The sequence below is a fragment of the Nocardia sp. NPDC006044 genome (assembly GCF_042871115.1).
In the GTDB taxonomy this organism is placed as follows: Bacteria; Actinomycetota; Actinomycetes; order Mycobacteriales; family Mycobacteriaceae; genus Nocardia.
In genome coordinates, this window is sequence record NZ_JBIAID010000001.1 from 2,008,718 (window position 1) to 2,027,003 (window position 18,286).

The 18,286-nt window shown below is 66.9% G+C and carries 19 protein-coding genes; 12 read left to right on the forward strand and 7 right to left on the reverse strand.

Annotated features, from left to right (window positions below):
- Window positions 1-13: 13 nt before the first annotated feature.
- The 4 genes from ACFYO1_RS09550 to ACFYO1_RS09565 all read left to right on the forward strand — a co-directional run bounded on the left by ACFYO1_RS09550 (window position 14) and on the right by ACFYO1_RS09565 (window position 1,936).
- Window positions 14-667 (forward strand): hypothetical protein, encoded by a 654-nt coding sequence (locus tag ACFYO1_RS09550; RefSeq protein WP_387228793.1) that lies wholly within the window; start codon window positions 14-16, stop codon window positions 665-667.
- 152 nt (window positions 668-819) lie between these two features.
- Window positions 820-1,044 (forward strand): hypothetical protein, encoded by a 225-nt coding sequence (locus ACFYO1_RS09555; RefSeq protein ID WP_387228795.1) that lies wholly within the window; start codon window positions 820-822, stop codon window positions 1,042-1,044.
- Window positions 1,045-1,096: 52 nt separating this feature from the next.
- Window positions 1,097-1,711, forward strand: coding sequence for a hypothetical protein (locus tag ACFYO1_RS09560; RefSeq protein ID WP_387228797.1), 615 nt, complete (start codon window positions 1,097-1,099; stop codon window positions 1,709-1,711).
- Window positions 1,712-1,765: 54 nt separating this feature from the next.
- The gene (locus ACFYO1_RS09565; RefSeq protein WP_387228798.1) at window positions 1,766-1,936 is read left to right on the forward strand and encodes a hypothetical protein; all 171 of its coding nucleotides are present in this window, start codon (window positions 1,766-1,768) and stop codon (window positions 1,934-1,936) included.
- Here the strand turns inward: ACFYO1_RS09565 and ACFYO1_RS09570 are convergent.
- From ACFYO1_RS09570 to ACFYO1_RS09585, 4 genes are read right to left on the reverse strand one after another with little or no spacing between them, the layout of a single operon-like run.
- Window positions 1,933-2,490, reverse strand: a complete 558-nt coding sequence (locus tag ACFYO1_RS09570; protein ID WP_387228800.1) for a GNAT family N-acetyltransferase — start codon at window positions 2,488-2,490, stop codon at window positions 1,933-1,935. The genes ACFYO1_RS09565 and ACFYO1_RS09570 overlap by 4 nt on opposite strands.
- A gap of 33 nt (window positions 2,491-2,523) precedes the next feature.
- On the reverse strand, window positions 2,524-3,456 hold the full coding sequence (locus ACFYO1_RS09575; protein WP_387228801.1) for a Ku protein: 933 nt from the start codon (window positions 3,454-3,456) through the stop codon (window positions 2,524-2,526).
- A gap of 55 nt (window positions 3,457-3,511) precedes the next feature.
- Complete coding sequence (locus tag ACFYO1_RS09580; RefSeq protein ID WP_387228803.1) at window positions 3,512-4,624, reverse strand: lycopene cyclase family protein; 1,113 nt, start codon at window positions 4,622-4,624, stop codon at window positions 3,512-3,514.
- 51 nt (window positions 4,625-4,675) lie between these two features.
- Entirely contained in the window at window positions 4,676-5,440 is a 765-nt protein-coding gene (locus ACFYO1_RS09585; RefSeq protein WP_387228805.1) for an SDR family oxidoreductase, read from the reverse strand.
- 162 nt (window positions 5,441-5,602) lie between these two features.
- Between ACFYO1_RS09585 and ACFYO1_RS09590 the strand changes: the two genes are divergently transcribed.
- Entirely contained in the window at window positions 5,603-7,234 is a 1,632-nt protein-coding gene (locus ACFYO1_RS09590) for an ABC-F family ATP-binding cassette domain-containing protein (RefSeq protein WP_387228807.1), read from the forward strand.
- An 80-nt stretch (window positions 7,235-7,314) separates the two neighbouring features.
- Window positions 7,315-7,548, forward strand: a complete 234-nt coding sequence (locus ACFYO1_RS09595) for a helix-turn-helix domain-containing protein (protein ID WP_387228809.1) — start codon at window positions 7,315-7,317, stop codon at window positions 7,546-7,548.
- 265 nt (window positions 7,549-7,813) lie between these two features.
- Here ACFYO1_RS09595 and ACFYO1_RS09600 read toward each other — a convergent pair whose 3' ends face one another.
- The 3 genes from ACFYO1_RS09600 to ACFYO1_RS09610 all read right to left on the reverse strand — a co-directional run bounded on the left by ACFYO1_RS09600 (window position 7,814) and on the right by ACFYO1_RS09610 (window position 10,206).
- A complete protein-coding gene (locus tag ACFYO1_RS09600) occupies window positions 7,814-8,776 on the reverse strand; it encodes a hypothetical protein (RefSeq protein WP_387228811.1) in 963 nt (320 codons plus the stop codon).
- Window positions 8,777-8,787: 11 nt separating this feature from the next.
- Window positions 8,788-9,288 carry a hypothetical protein gene (locus ACFYO1_RS09605; protein ID WP_387228813.1) on the reverse strand — a complete coding sequence of 167 codons (501 nt, stop codon included), beginning with the start codon at window positions 9,286-9,288 and terminating at the stop codon, window positions 8,788-8,790.
- A 414-nt stretch (window positions 9,289-9,702) separates the two neighbouring features.
- On the reverse strand, window positions 9,703-10,206 hold the full coding sequence (locus tag ACFYO1_RS09610) for a cupin domain-containing protein (protein WP_387228814.1): 504 nt from the start codon (window positions 10,204-10,206) through the stop codon (window positions 9,703-9,705).
- Between the two features lie 75 nt (window positions 10,207-10,281).
- Here ACFYO1_RS09610 and ACFYO1_RS09615 point away from each other — a divergent pair, with 75 nt between their 5' ends.
- From ACFYO1_RS09615 to ACFYO1_RS09640, 6 genes are all read left to right on the forward strand, one after another.
- On the forward strand, window positions 10,282-10,884 hold the full coding sequence (locus ACFYO1_RS09615; RefSeq protein WP_387228816.1) for a MarR family winged helix-turn-helix transcriptional regulator: 603 nt from the start codon (window positions 10,282-10,284) through the stop codon (window positions 10,882-10,884).
- Window positions 10,885-11,381: 497 nt separating this feature from the next.
- Window positions 11,382-12,176 (forward strand): SDR family NAD(P)-dependent oxidoreductase, encoded by a 795-nt coding sequence (locus tag ACFYO1_RS09620; RefSeq protein WP_387228818.1) that lies wholly within the window; start codon window positions 11,382-11,384, stop codon window positions 12,174-12,176.
- Window positions 12,177-12,207: 31 nt separating this feature from the next.
- Complete coding sequence (locus ACFYO1_RS09625) at window positions 12,208-12,282, forward strand: 50S ribosomal protein bL37 (RefSeq protein WP_387231801.1); 75 nt, start codon at window positions 12,208-12,210, stop codon at window positions 12,280-12,282.
- Window positions 12,283-12,474: 192 nt separating this feature from the next.
- Window positions 12,475-13,269 carry a hypothetical protein gene (locus tag ACFYO1_RS09630; protein WP_387228820.1) on the forward strand — a complete coding sequence of 265 codons (795 nt, stop codon included), beginning with the start codon at window positions 12,475-12,477 and terminating at the stop codon, window positions 13,267-13,269.
- A 651-nt stretch (window positions 13,270-13,920) separates the two neighbouring features.
- The gene (locus ACFYO1_RS09635) at window positions 13,921-17,211 is read left to right on the forward strand and encodes a hypothetical protein (protein WP_387228823.1); all 3,291 of its coding nucleotides are present in this window, start codon (window positions 13,921-13,923) and stop codon (window positions 17,209-17,211) included.
- A gap of 706 nt (window positions 17,212-17,917) precedes the next feature.
- Window positions 17,918-18,154: a hypothetical protein gene (locus ACFYO1_RS09640; protein ID WP_387228824.1), complete on the forward strand. Its 237-nt coding sequence runs from the start codon at window positions 17,918-17,920 to the stop codon at window positions 18,152-18,154.
- The last annotated feature ends 132 nt before the right edge of the window (window positions 18,155-18,286 follow it).

Below are 18,286 nucleotides of genomic sequence, written 5' to 3' on the forward strand. Positions count from 1 at the left end.
TTTGGGAAAGCGTGTGACTGAGTTGGAGAGGAAGCACGAGTCCTGGGTCGAGTCCTGGAGGGACGACCGAGCGGCCTACCAGGACGAAATCGTCAAGATCCTGGAGATCGTCAAGGTGGTCGAACCGGGTGTCGCTGTGCTCAAGCAGGATGTGTCCGGCTTGAAACAGAGCGTCATCGTGCTGACCGAAGACGTTTCGGGGTTGAAGCAGGACGTCGGTGTGCTGAAGGAAGACGTCTCCGGACTGAAGCAGGACGTGCGTGGGGTGAAGGAAGACGTTTCGGGGTTGAAGCAGGACGTCGGTGTGCTGAAGGAAGACGTCTCCGGCCTGAAGCAGGACGTGTGTGGGGTGAAGGAAGACGTTTCGGGGTTGAAGCAAGACGTCGGTGTGCTGAAGGAAGACGTCTCCGGCCTGAAGCAGGACGTGCGTGGGGTGAAGCAGGACGTTTCGGTGCTGAAGCACGACGTGTCTGGGTTGAAGCAGGACGCGTCGATGCTGAAGCAAGATATGTCGGCGATGAAGCCGATCGTTCTCGACACACAGATGCGGGCGCAGCGCCTTGAACAGGACGTGTCGGGGTTGAAGAAGGACGTTTCGGGGCTGACGCGAGGCGTCGACGCGATCGTGTCCTACTTCAAGATCACGATTCCAGAGGCCGGGCACTAGTAGATAACGACCATCCCCTTCCGTCTTTTCCGACGACATTGCTCAGCAATGCACGCCGCTGTGTTCAGCAAAGCCGCGAAGGAGGATCGGTCCATTCGAGAGAGCAGGGGGTTTGTGGGGCAAGGCTGGACGAACTCGAGGACAGGGTAAGTGTGCTCGAGAAGCTGGTAGGGGCCCGCGGCGAGACGCCATTCTCGGCGGATGACGCCTTGAAGGACGTTCGCAAGCGGATCCTCTCGTTGCAACTGAGTGTGATCGGTATGCGGCATCAGCTCGAGGAGGTTGTCGATGACCGGAGCAGTCACGGTCTAGTGGTCGCCGCGATCGCGTCGCACCTGGGTGTGAAACCTCCGCAGGAACCGGACTGCGAGGACTAAGCCCTAGGCGAAATCCTCTGCGGTTGGCGTCCACACCGGACATGATTCCGGTGTGGACGAGCAGATTTATGTGCGATCTCGGCAGGCGCTGCATGCGGTGGCGGAGTTGTTGATCGCGGGACCGCAGTATCGGCAGCACGGGACGATTCGGTTGCGGGCGGTGCACCAGGGGTTCGGTGGTGTGCAGTGGCCGGTATCGGTGGTCGGCGCGGAATTGGTGTGGGACGAGGGGCGGGCTCCGCTGCGGGGCACGTACCGGGAACTCGGGCAGCTGGCGGGGGTGGTGGCGGAGCCTCCGAAGGACGTGTACAAGGACACGACGGGCGTCGATCCGGACAGTGTGATCGAGATCGATCCCGAGGCGGCGCGACTGGTCGGTGACTGGTTTGCGCTGGGGGACAAGGCTTTGCGAACTTTCGCGCCGGACTCGACACCGGTGCTGTGGCCGGAACACTTCGACCTGTCCATCACGGTCGACGAGGTGAACTACGGTGTCTCGCCGGGCGATTCATTCCATCAAGGCCCCTACGCCTACGTCGGCCCGTGGACCCCGCGCACCGGTGAGTTCTGGAACGCCCCCTTCGGCGCCTACCGCCCCCACGCGGACGTGAACTCGGCCGCAACCCTGCTGGAGTTCTTCGACCAAGGCCGCAAAGCCGCCGAGTAACCCACACCCGCACCACTTCTGATTTCCCGCACCGAAAATCGCATGCGAAATCCGGTGCGGGAAATCAGAAGTGGTGCGTCTTCACGGGATCGAGCGCGCGCGTGCGATGACCGCAGCCTCGCCGTCATCGACATCTGGCGACTGATCGACGGCCGGATCACCGGGCACTGGCACGCGGACCAGCCGGTGCCGGACGACGAGCAGATCCCCAACGGCACGTTCTAGCGCGCGGCGCGGTGGTTGTCGCCGGCCAGGCGGCCGCGGCGGATCAGGGCACGCTTCGTGCCGGGCGCGATGGCCGCCGCGTCCAGCTGCGAATCCGGTTCCGGGTCATCGGGATTCGGCCGGACGAACAGCGTCACCGTGGCGGCGGGGAGGAATCCGCTGCGGGTCATCAGGGCGGTGGAGGCCGCGTTGCGGTCTTCGACATCGGTGACGATCCGCCGGGCGCCACGCGCGAACAGCGCCTCCGAGCAGACATCGACCAGCCGCCGCGCGATGCCGTGCCCCTGCATGTCCGGCGCGACCGCGATCCATTCGAGGTAGGCCCAGTCGTCGCGGTTCTCGAATTCCATCGACCCGAGCACGAAACCAACCACGCGGTCTGAATCGAGCGCGACCCAGCAGGCGTTGTCCGGGCTGTCCAGGTGCTCGGCGACCGAGGTCAGCGACCACGAGGTGTACGGCTTGGTGGTGATGTCGAAGACTTCGTGACCGAGATCGAGGACTTGGCGCAGGTGGCCGAGACCCATCGGGACGATCACAACGGCGGAATCCATACCCGACAGTTTGCCAGGAGTGTGCGCACGCGCTTACGCACCCTTGCGGGCCGCCGTCTTCTTGGCCGCCTTTTTCGCCGGCTTCTCGGCGGTCTTCTTGGCCGCGGTCTTCTTGGCCGCCGGCTTCTTCGCGGCCGCCTTCTTCGCCGGCTTGGCCTTGCCGTTGTCCTCGCCCGCCGCGCGCCGGCCGCTGGCCTCGAGGCTGCGTTGCAGCGCGGCGACCAGGTCGACCACCTCCGCGTCCATCTCGGCGGGCGCGGACTCGGGTTGCTCGGGCACCTTGCCGGTGCCGCTCGCGATCGCCTCGTCGAGCAGTCGCTTGAGTTCGATCTGGTATTCGTCGGTGTACTGGTCCGGGTCGAAATCGTCGGACATGGTCTCGACCAGCGTCTCGGCCATCTTGATTTCCTGCGGTTTCGGCGCGGCGACGCCGTCGAGGGATTCGAACTCGACCTCGCGCACCTCGTCCGGCCACAACAGGGTTTGCAGCACGAGCATGCCGTCGCGTACCCGCAGCGCGGCGAGCCGGGTCTTCTGCCGCAGGGTGAAGTGCACGAGCGCGGTGCGGTCGATTTGCTCCAGCGTCGTCGCGAGCAGCACATACGCCTTGGGCGTGGCCGAATCGGGCTCCAGGTAGTAGCTCTTGTCGAACAGAATCGGGTCGATCTGATCGGACGGCACGAACTGCAACACCGGGATCTCGTGTTTCTCGGCGGCGGGCAGTTTGGCGAAGTCCTCGTCGGTGAGAATGACCTTGTCGCCCTCGGGGGATTCGTACGCCTTGTCGATATCGGCGTACTGCACGGACTTGCCGCACACCGTGCAGACGCGGTCGTATTTGATCCGGCCCCCATCCTTGGCGTGTACCTGATGGAATCGGATGTCGTGATCCTCGGTCGCGGTGTAGACCTTGACCGGGACGTTCACCAGCCCGAATGCGATCGAGCCTTTCCAGATCGACCTCACAGCTGCATCCCCTCGACGCGGGTACCTCGGATGAGTGCCGGACGTTACGTCCCACTCATCCTTCCATGATGGCCGACGGTATTCGAATACGCGAGCGAATGCCGATCCCGAGTGTCGCGGCGGCGACGCGCCGACGGAGCGGGGGCGGGAGCGTGCGGAACAGGGTGCTCATCGCGATAACGGTGCCGGTCAGGTCGGTTCGACCGGACAGATAGGCGCGCTGGGCGGCAGGCGGCAGGTCGAAAAAGGTGTCGAAGAATACCGGTAGGTCTGTCGGTGGCAGTGCGAGCAGCGCGCGCAGCCCCGCGGCGCGGAGCTGGTAGACGGCGCGGGCCGGCGCGGGCCACGCGCGCGCCCCCGTGGCGACGGCATCGGCCGCCATCAGCGACGCGGCGACACTGTAACCGGTGGCCGGATGCGCGAATCCGCCTGCCGCGCCGAAGGTTCGGCGTCCGGGACGGCCCCCTTCGACCGGGAAGCGCACTCGTTCGACTCGCTCATCGCCGGTGAATTCGATTCCGCGGGAACGCAATCGGTGGTGCAGCCGGTCGCGCAGGGTGGGGCCGTCGAGGGCGGGTCGCCCGGCCAGGCAGGTCTCCTCCAGTAGCATCGTCCCGCCGCCGAGCGGTACTACGTAGAGAAACGACCGCGGCGCGTCGGCGGGCGCGCCGTTGTCCGCGCGCCAGTCCATGAAGAGCGGTTCGAGCCCCGCGCAGTGCCGCGCGTCGAGCACGAGCCCATACGCCGTCTGCTCGGCCAATGCGACAGATCGGGCAATTCCCCGTGCGTCGAAGACCCGCCGAGCCGTCAGCGTCCGTCCAGAGGCCAATGCGGCCGTGTTCGCGGTCAGCTCGACCGCACGATCCGCGACGACCTCCGCACCGGCCAGATCGAGCGACTCCCGCAGCCGATCCGAATCGAGCACGACGTAAGGCCGGTCAACCCGATGCGCTCGCGTTCCCCACGCCGTCGGCCGCTCGACCGTGGCCGCGATCGCCGTCGGATCCAGCCACTCGGGCAATTCGTCAACCCACGCCGCGTAGGTCGCCGACCACCGCCGATCCGGTACCGGATCGACCACGGTGACCGACAGCCCACGCACGAGGCATCGATGCGCCAGCGCTCGCCCCGCAGGCCCCGCCCCGCAGACGACGACGTCCGCGGTCATGCCGAAGCCGTCACCGGCGAGTTTCCCACGCGCACTGGCATTCCGGAACGGTCAGATTCCGCCGGTGGACAGCAGGCCGCCGTCCACCCGCACCGTCTCACCGGTGACCCAGGCCGCGTCGTCGGACACCAGGAACCCGATCAGCCGTGCCACATCCTCGGGCGTCCCGAGCCGCTTCATCGGGTAGACACTCGCCGCCCGCTCCTCGTCGGCCGAGTACAGCGCGTCGGCGAACTTCGTCTTGATCACGCCCGGCGCGACCGCGTTCACCCGGATCTTCGGGCCGAGCTGCCAGGCCAATTCGTCGGTGAGCCGGATCAGCGCGGCCTTGGACGCACCGTACGCGGCAATCACGCCGGAGGACCGCAGGCCGGCCACGCTGGCCACATTGACTACCGCGCCGCCGTGCTCACCCATCCATGCCTTGTACGCCTGCTGGATGTAGCCGAGCGCGGCGACCACGTTCACGTCGAAGATCTTGCGCACCGCGTCCAGGTCGGCTTCCATCAGCGAGCCGAACACGGGGTTGATGCCGGTGTTGTTGATCAGGATGTCCACCGAGCCGAACTCGGCCATCAGCCGGTCGATCGCGGCCGCGCGGTCCTCGGCCTGACCCGAGTTGCCGGCCAGCGCGACGACCTCGCCCTGGTGCCCGAGGGCGCGCAGTTCCGCGGCGGTCTCGTCGAGGGGGTCCTTCTTGCGCGCGGTGATCAGCACGTTCGCGCCGCGGCTCAGCAGCTCCGCCGCGACGGCCTTGCCGATGCCCCGGCTGGCCCCGCTGACGAGCGCGCTTTTGCCCAACAGATCTGTACTCATGCCACGGCAGGTTACTCGCCGGTTCAGTTACGGCGGTCACACCCGAGTCGCTGGGTGTAAAAGCGTCGCCGGAACCCGGGTAAAATCAGTGGTTCTTGTGCATATCGCGTCGCACAATCGAGTAGCTACCGCCCAGCACCACCGATCCGCGAGGAGAAATCTGTGATCACCGCGACCGACCTGGAGGTCCGGGCCGGAGTCCGCACCCTGCTGTCGGCCCCCGGACCGGCCCTGCGGGTGCAGTCCGGCGACCGGATCGGACTGGTCGGACGTAACGGTGCTGGCAAGACCACCACGCTGCGCATCCTGGCGGGCGAGGGCGAGCCGTACGCCGGAAAGATTTTGCGCTCCAGCGAGATCGGCTATCTGCCGCAGGATCCGCGGGAGGGCAATCTCGACATCCTGGCTCGCGATCGGGTGCTGTCCGCGCGCGGCCTGGACACGCTGATCCGCGACATGGAGAAGCAGCAGGCGCTGATGGCCGAGGTGGCCGACGAGAACGAGCGGGACAAGGCGGTGCGCAAGTACGGCCGCCTGGAGGAGCGTTTCTCCGCGCTCGGCGGCTATGTCGCGGAGAGCGACGCCGCCCGGATCTGTAACAGCCTCGGTCTGCCGGACCGGGTGCTGGCCCAGGCGCTGCGCACGCTATCTGGTGGTCAGCGTCGCCGAATCGAATTGGCGCGCATCCTGTTCGCCGCCTCCGACGGCAGCGGCGGGCGTTCGGACACGATCCTGTTGCTCGACGAGCCGACCAACCACCTCGACGCCGACTCGATCACCTGGCTGCGCGGTTTTCTGCAGAACCACGACGGCGGCCTGATCGTGATCAGTCACGACGTGGAACTGCTCGGCGACGTGGTGAACAAGGTCTGGTTCCTGGACGCGGTACGCGGGGAGGCCGACGTCTACAACATGGGCTGGCAGAAATACCTGGACGCCCGCGCCACCGACGAACAGCGCCGCCGTCGCGAACGCGCCAACGCCGAGAAGAAGGCGAGCGCGCTGCGCGTGCAGGCGGCCAAACTCGGCGCCAAGGCCACCAAAGCCACTGCGGCACAGAACATGGCCAAGCGCGCCGACCGCTTGATCGCCGAGCTGGACGACGTCCGCGTGGCCGACAAGGTGGCCAGGATCAAGTTCCCCGAGCCGGCCCCGTGCGGCAAGACGCCGCTGATGGCGGAGAACCTGACCAAGGTCTACGGCTCGCTGGAGATCTTCACCGGCGTCGACCTGGCCATCGACCGCGGCAGCCGGGTCGTCGTGCTCGGCCTCAACGGCGCGGGCAAGACCACGCTGCTGCGCATGCTGGCCGGGGTCGAGCAACCGACCGCGGGCAACCTGGTCCCCGGACACGGCCTGAAGGTCGGGTACTTCGCGCAGGAGCACGACACCCTCGACGATCAGGCCACGGTGTGGGAGAACATTCGCCATGCCGCGCCGGATGCGGGGGAGCAGAGCCTGCGCAGCCTGCTCGGCGCGTTCATGTTCACCGGTCCCCAGTTGGAGCAGCCGGCCGGCACGCTGTCCGGTGGTGAGAAGACCCGTCTCGCGCTGGCGGGGCTCGTCTCCTCGGCCGCGAACGTGCTGCTGCTCGACGAACCGACCAACAACCTCGATCCGGTTTCGCGCGAGCAGGTGCTCGATGCGCTGCGCACTTACGCCGGCGCGGTTGTGCTGGTCACGCACGATCCGGGCGCCGCGGAGGCGCTGTCGCCGGAGCGGGTGATCCTGCTACCGGACGGTTCGGAAGACCATTGGTCGGCCGAATATTTGGAGCTTATTCAGCTTGCGTGACTTTCATCACAAGAATCCGTTGATCACGGACCCTCGAGTGCTTAGCCTGGAAAGAGCTGCTCGGCGACTCGGAGGAAGCCATGAGCGACAGGCCCACGCAAGTCAAAGCCACCCTGGGTAAGGGAACACGTGTCACGGGGAAGTCCCGGGACCGCCTACAGACCCAGTTGAAGAAGCAGTACGAGGCAGGGGCGAGCATTCGCTCGCTGGCGCGAGCAACCGGTCGCTCCTACGGCTTCATCCACAACGTGCTGGTGGAGTCGCATGTGCAACTCCGCAGTCGCGGCGGTGCCAACCGCCGTAAGACCCAGTAGCGTCCGGACGACTCGAAACCGGTTTCGGCGGTATGTTTTTCGCCGGCACCGGTGAGTTCGGCGGGCCGGTGCGATCTCGGACTCGGCCCGCCTCCGGTGCTGCGCGGGCGATCTGCTCAGGTCAGCGGGCCGGTGACGATTGTCGTGCCGGCACAAGCTGATCTGTTGGCCTGCGCGGGATGTGGTTCCGCCGCTGGAGTTTCCGGGCGCCCCGTCGACGCGACGATCCAGTTTTGTGGAAACGGCGTGCTGACAGGGACTCTCGTCAGTAGCCGCTGACTGCCCCGTCGCCGTCGACGAGGAGATTGGCGAGGCTGCGGAAGATCGGCAGGCCCGTCTTGATCTCCAGGTAGGCGAACTGTCCCTGCGGATTGACCTCGAGGAAGTAGTACTCGCCGTCGAGGCCGAGCCGAATGTCCAAGACGCCGAAGGACAATCCGAGCGCGCCCATCAGCGTGGCGAGGGACTTGCTCACCGACGCGGGCAGGTGCTCGGGCGCGAAATCGACCGAGGTGTCCAGCCGGGAATCGACCCGGCCGACACCGGCCTGCGAGTCGATCCGCACCGTCCACTCGACGCCGTCCACCCAGACGACCCGCAGATCGCACTCGGCGTCGATGTAATCCTGGAACGTGGTCGGCGAGGAGCGGATACCGGCGAGCCGGGGGTAATCCGCCTCGGTGATGATCCTGGTCTCGGCGAACTCCGCGCGACTGGTCCCGGTGCGCTTGTAAACGACTGGGCCGGGCCGGGATTCGGCGAAGCTGCGGGCCTCGTCCGGATCGTTGGTGATCAGCGTCTCCGGCACGGCGAAGCCGGCCCGCAGCGCGGTCTCCAGCTGCACGATCTTGCGGGTCGCGGTGCGGTCGGCGCCGGGATCGTTGACCCAGGCGGCCGGAATGGACCAGAGCATGCCCTGGATGAAGCTGTCGCACTCGGCCTGGCGGTACTCGTCGTCGGCGGCGCGCACCCCGCCGGGCACCTGGCTCAGGTGCGGCCTGCGCCACCAGACCGAGCGCACGTCGTCGAGGCCCATCACGTGCGAGAGCGAGCGGGCGGTGCCGAGCCGGTCCAGCCGGAAACTGCCCGACTCCCGGGGGAAGTCGCGCAGGTCGAGGTGAATTGCGTTGAGCGCGTGGTGTTCTCGCAGCGTCGCCGCCATCGCGGTGGCGTGTAGATCGTCGGTTTCCGACACTATGAGGACCGAGCTCGCCCGGCGTGCCGTCATGCGCGCACCGCTCAGTCGAGACTGTCGCAGTTGATGCCGTCGTCGCTGGTCGCGAGCGACTTCGTCTGGCAGTACGTGAAGGTCGCGCCGTGCGCGCCGGTGAGGTCGGCGAGTTGCATACGGTCGGCCCAGGTTTCGGTGAGCTGCTGCAACTGCTCGTCGCCGAGCGCCGCGGACGGCGCCTCGGTGAGCGTCATCGGGCGGTCGACGAGATCGATGCGCAGGCGGCGGGTGAAATCGGCGGTGGCGCCCGCGCGGATGTCCACCAGCACCGGGCGGCCGGACTCGGCGGGACCGTCGGACACGGTGCAGACGCCGTCGGGGACGAGCGGGACCCCGTCGGGCAGTGGCGAATCGAGCACGCGCAGCACATCGGACCGACAGAACGTCCACGTTCCCTCGGCGACCCGCACGGTGATCTCGCGTTCCGACTCCGCTACCAGCAAACCCTGGAGCGGGGGAACGCGGTCACTCTTCGGCGCGGTGCCAGGGAGGCGGAGTGCGTCGGTCATAACTGTTTCTCCGATCTGCTCGCGATTTGCCACGACCCCCGAGCGTGAACTGGATCATATCGCGGAGCGAGGCCGGATCGGTTCGGATCGGGAGATTTCGCGGCCGGTGGCAAACCAGATTTCGATACCGGATGCGCTAGCGCCGAAAGATTTTCGGTACACCATCGATAGTTCGTGCGCAACCGATTAGCTATTTCCGAACGGAAAAGTTTCGTCTCTCATAGCCGAAGGTTGGCGGCCGTGCATCCGTACTTACGTTTTCGCTGACCGGGCAGGTCGGGGGGCTCGGCCGGCGATGCGAGGTGTTCGCTCCGCGTGGCGGTGAGTGCGCGGACGGCGAGATCGAGCCGCCCGGTGGTCGTCGATATCTCGGCGGTCGCGGTTGCCGTCGGGTTTGCGGGTCCCGTGCCGGGGTCAACGGCGGTTGGCGTTGCGCTCGGCCCACCAGTTCGGCGCGTCGACGAAGTGATTGTCGAATTCGTCCTGGGCCGCGGCGAGTTCGGCCGGCTCCGATTCACCCTTGGCGATGCGGTCGAGGAGCCGGAAATACTCGAAGCGTTGCACGCCGGGCATGAGGGCGATCATGATTCGCGCCCCGCTGTCGGGCGTGGCGCCGAATGCGTGCGGCATGAACTTGGGTACGACGATCGAACCGCCGACGCTCACGGTGACGATCTTGTCGCCGGCCAGTAGTTGCAATTCGCCATCCGCGACGTAGAAGAGTTCGTCTGAAGTGGTGTGGAAGTGCGGCGACGCGCCGTCCGCGCCTCGGCGCATGGTGACCTCGAGCGTGCTGAGCGTGCCGTCGGTGTCGGCGGCGTCGAGGAGTAGTCGCATGGTGACCGCCTCGGTGCCGAGGGTCTCCGTCTCGTGCGCCTGCCGGATCGCGACGTCCATGCGGGGAGTGGTGGTGCTCATCGTGCGCTCCAGGTAGTTCGTTGATTGATAATTCGTTACCGAACTATATATCAGCGAATAGAATCCCGTCCATGGTTGAGATTCGACGAACTCCGCAAGCGCATGGATGACTCGCCGGGCACCGCCAAGACCCCGGCAGCGGGGAAAACGGCCCGTGACGCCCCGGTCGGGGCATTTGCCGCCGGCGCGGCGGGGGGCGATCCCGTTGACGTGATCATCGGGCAGTGGCGGCGCGAGCGACCTGATCTCGAGCTGGAGGCGATGTCGATCCTCGGCCGGCTCGCGCGGCTGCTCATCATCGGGCAGCGGGTGGTGGAGGCGGTCTTCACCGCGCACGGCTTGCAACGCGGGGAGTTCGATGTGCTTGCGGCGCTGCGTCGTTCGGGCGACCCCTATGAACTGAACCCGTCGGTGCTCGCCGACACCCTGATGCTGTCGCGGGCGGGGATGACCGGGCGGCTCGACCGGCTGGAGTCGGCCGGGCTCGTCCGGCGGATCGCCGACCCGGCCGATCGACGGGCCGTGCGGGTCGCGCTGAGCGAGGACGGCCGCAAGCTGATCGATCGGGTAGTCACCGCGCACGCGGAGAACGAGACCCGGATGCTGGCCGTGCTCTCGCCAGGGGATCGCGGCGAACTCGACCGGATCGTCCGGGTGCTGCTGGGGAGTTTGGAGTAGTGCCTAGCACACCCGCGTGCCGTACCCGGCTTACCTCCCCGATCAGGTGCGCTGTATCGAGTCGAGTCAAATGGTCGCTGTACAAGATCTTTTGACGACCATTTGACTCGACTCGATGGGAGTCCCAGGCGTGGTGGGCGTCAGGGATGTGTCAGAGCCGGGGCGGGGCTCTTGTCTTGGGGCGTCGAGCGCGGTTGTGTTGAGGTATGACTGCAACTTTTGGCCTTTGGCGCGGGGTGCCGGGGGTTGTTGTGTGTCGTGAACAGGATCTTCCGTCCGCCTTGGAGCGTGTTGGTTTCGGGAGTGAGGACGAGCCGCCGAGTCCCGGTTCGGTCTGACCTATTCGCCGCGCGCCGAATGTGTTGCGCGGGTTTCTTTTCGCGTGCCTGACCTGAGTGTTGGTGTGCGCAATCAGCATCCGCGGCCTCGAGCGCGGATCCATTCTCCGCGTGCGTCTTCGGTGACCGACGGGCGCACGCTCCCTCGATAGGAGAGCTATGTCCGAATTCCCGTTCGACGGCCGGACCGTGCTGGTGACCGGCGTCGATGAACGACTCGGTTATGCGACGGCGAAGCGGTTGGCGACTGACGGTGCCACGGTCATCGTGCACGCTCAGGACAAGGAACTCGCCGACTACGCGCTGGAACGGTTGATCGCCGACGGTGCGCAGGCGCGGCAGGTTCGTTCGGTGCACGCCGCCTTCACCGAGCTGGCCGAGGTGGACGAACTCGCCGGGCTCTTGGCCGCGACCGTGCCGGCGCTCGACGCGCTGATCAACGCGGCGGCGATGCCCGGTTTGCCGCGGCGTTCGCACACCGCGGACGGCAACGAGCTGACCTTGCAGTTCAACTACCTCGCGCCGCAGCGGTTAACCTTCGCCCTGGTCACGGCGCTCGCGCGAGCGCGGGGCCGGGTGGTCAACGTCGGCGGCAACATCGACTACTCCGACCTGGACCGCAACCGCGGCATCTACACGCCGATGTCGGTCTACGCCCAGTCCAAACTGGCGCTCACCATGTTCACCCGAACGCTCGCCGAAACCGGCCCGACCGGGTTGACCGCGATCAGCGTGAGTCCCGCCGGCTTCGAACTCGACATGCCGCAGCTGCGCAGTCACGCGACCGCGCCCGTCGAGGGGGCCGCGGATCTGCTGGCGTTGCTGAGCGCCGCGTCGACGCCGGTGGTCAACGGCGGCTACTACGACGGCATCGAGGAGGCGAAACCAGCTGCCTTGGTGCGTAATTCACGCGCCCGTGCACGGCTGGCGGCCTGGAGCCGACAGCCCGCGTAACCCTTACTGCCCAACGAAAGCAGGCACAGCAATGTCCAAGCGCGCGAACAAGAAACGCGCCCGCCGGAAGAACACAGCCAATCACGGCAAACGGCCGGGCGCCTGAGCCCTCGCTCTCCCTCCTGGCGGTAGCGAGCCCGGTCCGCCGCGACTCCGAACGGGGTCGCGGCGGGTCCGTTCGGAGTTTACGGTTCGGTGACCGGATCGAGTAGTTCGTTACGCACGCAATGGGCGCGCGGCGGGCCTACCGTGGGGTTCTGCGCCGAAAACCTCGGCGTGGTGGGCTAGGAGACCAACGATGATCGACATCATCACCCTCCGCGGCACCGGCGAGCCGCGGAACTCGAACGGGGCGCCCGCCGGAATGCTCTACGACGTCACGAAACTGCTCGATACCGAACGCTTCTCGTTCTTCGAACCGAATTGGCCCGCCTCGGTCGGGCCGTCGCCGGATGTGTGGGGGCCCTCGCTGGACACCTCGGTGCGGCTGGGCACCGCCGCAGGGGTCAAGGCGATCCAGGATTCGCCGAATGTCTGTGGGCTGCTGAGCTATTCGCTCGGCGGAATCTGCGCGAGCCATATTCTGGAGGGGGTGCGCTCGGGCAAGTACAAGAACACCGACGGGTCTCCGCTGGAGATCGCGTTCGCGGTGAATATCGCCAACCCGTTGCGCCGGGCGGGGCAGTCGGTGGACAACCTCTGTCCGCCGTCGACCTATGGGCTGCACGGTCAGCGCGGCGCCTGGCCGGCCGCGGTCGCCATTCGCGAATACGCGAATCCGGGCGACATCATCACCGCCGCGCCCGCCGACTCGCCGCTGCGCTTCATCGACGTCGGCATCTCGCCGTTCTCGTTCCTGGAGGGCGCCCGGATCGGCAACCTCGGTCCGCTGATCTTCGCGGAGCTGCTCGACTGGTTGATGCACGATCCGATCGCGAATCTCGATCGATATGCCACGGCCGTTCGCGGGGTCGTCGGGTATCTGACGCCCTGGCCGGATGGCCAGCATGTGTTGTACTCCGGGCACAACATGCCAGGGACCGATCACTTGTGGACGACCGACGCGGCCGAGTACATCAACGACAACTTCTGAAGTCGAGTTCATACGCGCCACCCCAAACGGGAACCGAGTGGTTCTCAGGGTCTGCCGAGCAATCAGAAGAGATAGCTGAAAGATCGCTGTACCTCCACTTGGGGTGCTTGAACGTTTCCGGGTATCGCGTGTCAAGGGTGTCGGCCGTCAGTATTTCGTAAACCCATTCCGCGGCGGAAAGGTGCGATCTTCGGGCAGAGCTGGTCATATGTCCAGTGGGGCCGATTTGTCCATTGACGGGCGTGTGCCGCTTCTCAAACCTGGAAGCATGACCAGTTATGCGAGATGCGGAAAATTAGCTATCGCACGCGCCTCGGTCGTACCGCGCGCACCTTCCGCCGTGCGACCGGTGCCCGGGCCGCCGTCCGGCGGGTGTTCCGCGGCCTGCCCGCCCGGGTCGCGCTCGCCGTTCCCCTCAGGCGTGAGCGTCGGACAACACGCGTATCTGTGCCGTCGCGACGCAGGCGGCGCAATCCGCGTAGGCCGCGCGACCGCCGCCGGAATCGGCGGTTTGTGGTCGCGGACCATCTGCGCGAGCGGTGCGTCCGACAGGCGGATTCGTCCCCATTCGAAGAGCTCCGCGCGAGTATTGCCCGCCTGGTCCGATCCGGCCGCGTACTCGCTGCATCACCTCGATCGAAAGGTCCTCGTATGTTTGCAACACACAAACGTCGCCGGGTAACCGCACCCGCCGTGCGACACCGCAAGGGTCGCTACGCGGCCGCCGCGGTCGCCTCGCTGGCCACGGTCCTGCTCTCGACCGGCCAAGCGGCCGCCGAGTCGCCGCCGGCCCCGGTTCCCGCGAACCCGAGCGACATCGTTTCCGGTGCGAACTCGGTGGTTTCCCTCGCGATGCCGGAAATCCGCCGAGTGATGACCGAGTTCGGCGACTCGGTACCACCGCCGACCGGGATACCCGAACTCGACGACCTCGCGGCGACCTGGGTCCCGGTTGTGCAGGATGTTCTCGGCCAGGCGCTCACCGCGCTCGACCCGGTGCCGGCCGCCCCGCCGGACCGGGGCCCGGGCGAGACGATCCACGACCCGACCTCGCCGGAACCTTTGCTCTCGGCACTGCCCACTGGTTTGATTTCCGACGCGCCCTCTGCGAGCCCGAGCGTCACGGCACCACTGCCGGTCGCCGAACTAGCTTCCGTCGCCGGGCAACTCGCCGACACCGTCGACCTGAGTCAACTTGCCAATTCGGCCGTGCCGACCGGGCCGCTCGGCCAGCCCATCCGCAACCTGCTCGTGTTCGTAGACGAGGCGATCGAACAGGCCGGCGCCCGCCGCGACCTCCTCGGCACACCGCTGGAGAACGTCGCCGACCAGGCCCGCCCCCCATTCGGCTTCCCGGCAGCCGGCCCCGATCCGGCCGAGGCGCTACGCGTTCTCCTGAATCCGATGCCCGAACAGGCGACGGATGGCGGGGATCAGTTGTCGGACTTGGCTATTGGCTTGCGGCAGTCAATCGGTGATCCGACTGGCTTGTGGCAGCCGGCCGGTGATCCGCTTGCGATCGGCATCGGTTCGTTGCTGACTCCGTCGCTCGACCAGGCGATCCGCGGCGGGGATTCGTTGACGGACTTGGCCACTGATCTGCGGACGCTTATTGGTGGCCCGGCTGCGATCGGCGTCGGATCGTTGCTGAGCCCGTGGCTCGGCCAAGCAGTGACCGGTGATGATTTGTTGTCAGGGTTGGCTATTGGCTTCCGGCAGTTCATCGATACTTCTGCTGGCCTCGGCTCCGTGCTCGGTCAGGTGTTGGGTGGGGATCTGTTGTCGGGCATTGCTTCTGGGGTGCGGATGCTTGTCGGCGATCCGGCTGTTGCGGCTGGCTCGGCGGTCAACCTGACTGCTGCCCGGGGCATGCTGGACGACGGTGGGTTGATGGGCAGGCATGGCGCGATGTTGCCGTTTCTGGATCTGCCGATGATCATCGGGGGTGGGCTGCTTCTCGGTACCTTGGCGGCCGGCGCTGCCGGGGCGCTCGCGGTGCTGGCCGCGCCGGAGATCGTCGGCGCGCTGGCGATCGGCGCAATTCTGCTCGCGCCCATCGCGATTCCCGCGGTACTCGGGATCGGTGCGGTGCTTGTCGGTCTCGAGGTGCTGGCCTTGCCGTTCGAGATCACCCTCGCGGTGCCGGTGCTCGGCGCCCTCGGTCTGGGTGCGGCGGTGCTCCTCGGTGGTGCGTTGCTGGCGGCGCCGGAGGTGTTGGGCGTGCTCGGTGTGGGTGCCGCTGTCTTGCTCGGTGGCGTGTTGCTGGCCGCGCCGGAAGTGTTCGCGGTGCTTGGTTTGGGTGCGGCGGTGCTGTTCGGTGGCGCGTTGCTGGCGGCGCCGGAGGTGCTCGGAGTACTGGCTCTCGGTGCGGCGGTGCTGTTCGGCGGCGCGCTGTTCACGCTGCCGGAGGTGCTCGGGTTCGGTGTGTTCGTGCTCGGTGCGCTGGCCGGTCTGGTGGCGGGCGGCGGTGCCGCGCTGCTGGTGGTCGGCGGCATGATCGCCGGTGCGGTCGGCTCGGCGCTCATCGGGACGCTGATGGCGGGCTCGGCTGCCGCCGCGACGGTCGGCGCCGGGATGGCGCTGGTGACGGTGATCGGTGTTCCGCTGCTCGAGTTCGGTGTGCCCGCCGCGTTCGTGGTGCTGCTGACGCTCGGGATGCTGTCGATGCTGTTCCTGGCGATTCCGGCGCTGGAGGAGATGGAGGGTGTGGTGCTCTTCGAGGAGTTGATCGGGTCGCTGCTGACCGGATCCGCACCCGAGGTGCCGCGGAGCACGCCGTCCCCGTACGGTGCGCCCGCGCCCTACGGCGGGGTGGCTCCGGTGCCGTTCGATGCGCCGGCCCCCGCACCTTACGGACAGGTGGGTCCGTCTCCGTTCGGTGAGGCACCGCGAACCGCCCCTTCACCTTTCGGTGAGGCACCGCGGACCGCGCCGTCACCCTTCGGGGAGCCTGCTCCTCGTACGGTGCCGTCGCCCTATGGTGAGACGGGCCCGGTTCCGTCGCAGCCGCCGTTCGGTGAATCCTCGCCGCGCCCAACCCCTTCGCCGTTCGACCAGAGCGGTCCGCGCACTGCTCCTTCGCCTAACGGCGAAACGACACCCGCGCCGTACGGTGAGACCGGCCCGCGTGGTGAAAGCGGCCCGCGTCCCGCACCCTCGCCCAACGGCGAGACCGGTCCGCGCAGCGCGCCTTTGCCCAACGGCGAAACAGGCCCGCGCACAGCCCCTTCCCCCTATGGCGAGAGCGGCCCGCGTCCGCAACCCGGCCCGTACAGTGAGCCCGCTCCGCAGGTTCAGCCGAGGCCCTATGTCGAGCCTCGGGTGGAGCCCAGGCCGTACACCGGGCCCGCCCCGCGGCCGTACAGCGAGCCTGCTCCGCAGATCCAGCCCCGGCCCTACTCCGAGCCTGCTCCGCGGGTGGAACCGTGGCAGTACAGCGAGCCCGCGCCGAGGATTGAGCCCGGACCTTATGTCCAGCCGTGGCAGTACAGCGAGCCTGCCCCGCAGATCCAGCCGCGGCCCTACTCCGAGCCTGCTCCGCGGGTGGAACCGTGGCAGTACAGCGAGCCTGCCCCGCAGGTTCAGCCCCGGCCGTACTCGGAGCCTGCTCCGTATCCTCAGCCGTGGCAGTACTCCGAGCCCGCGCCGCAGCCGTATCTCGAGCCTGTGCCGCAGCCTTATGCGCAACCAGCGCCGCAGCCTTACGCCCAGTCGGCGCCGCAGCCCTACGCCGAACCGTGGCAGTACAGCGAACCCGCTCCGTATGCGGAGCCAGCACCGAGGCAGTATGCCGAGCCTGCCCCCTGGCAGTACTCGGAGCCCGCCCCGCAGTCAGGGCCTCGGGCATACGGCACCGCGTTCACGAGTTCTGCTGCGCCGCAGGTTGATAGCGGCGCAGCGGATGGGTCGGTTCCGAGTGATCGAGGATTGGTGAGGGTGTGAGCCGTCGGACGGGCTATTCGCTCGTGACTGAACTTGGCGGACGTCGAGTCTGCGCCATTTTCGGGGCCTACCGCCCGTCGTTCACCAATTCCATTGCGCTTTCGGTCGATAGCCGCCCGGCGGAAGGACTGGATGCGAGGGGGCGAGGACAGGTGTGGGCCATTGTCGGACGGACCATTCGTTCGTGGTCGAACATGGCGGGCGTCGAGCCTGCGCCGTGCGTAGGGCGATTGCCTCGTGGTTCACGAATTGCATTGCGCCACCGCAGGTTATCAACGGCGCTGCGGATGGGTCGGCTGCAAGTGGTCGAGGGTTGGTGAGGGTGTGAGTCGGTGTCGGACGGACCATTCGTTCGCGGTCGAATTTGGTGGGCGTCGCGTCTGCGCCCCGGGTAGGGCTGTTGCCTTGGTATTCGCGAGTTGCATTGCACCGCAGATGATTAGCGGCGCGTCGGAAGTTTTGGTCGCGGGTGATCTAGGGCTGGTGAGGGTGTGAGTTGCTGTCGGACGGGTCATTTGTTCGTGGCCGAACCTGGTGAACGTCCAGTCTTTGTCATGGGTGGGCCGACCGCCCGTCGTTCGCCAATTCCAGCGCGGATGACGGCGCGACGAGCGGGCTGGGGCGACTGCGGAGCTGGTGGCGGCTTGATTGGCGCCGACCGGAACCATTCGCTTGCAAAAGAATACGACGACCATAGGAGTTTGACGTGAAGTCGAACCTGGATGTCAGACCTGAGGGGTTGCTCGATATCAGTTCCGCGTCAATTGGTTTCGGATACTACGCGCAGAATGCCGATGGTGCGGAAACCGGATCGCGGAACGTGGACCATGTCGGCTGGTGGTCACGCCACCGGCGGCTGACGGTCGGCGTCGGCATGACGCTGGCGGCGGCTCTGGGGTTCGTCCCGGCGGTGCAGTTCGCCGTCCTGTTGGTGCAGTCGTAGCGCACCACCAGCACGACGCCCGCAGCGCATCGAACATACCGACTGGTATGCTCAGGCCACCGCTGTAACCAGCGTTTTTCCAGCTCAGCACGCAATTCCTGGACACCCGACCCCATGGTGGTGAACATGCGA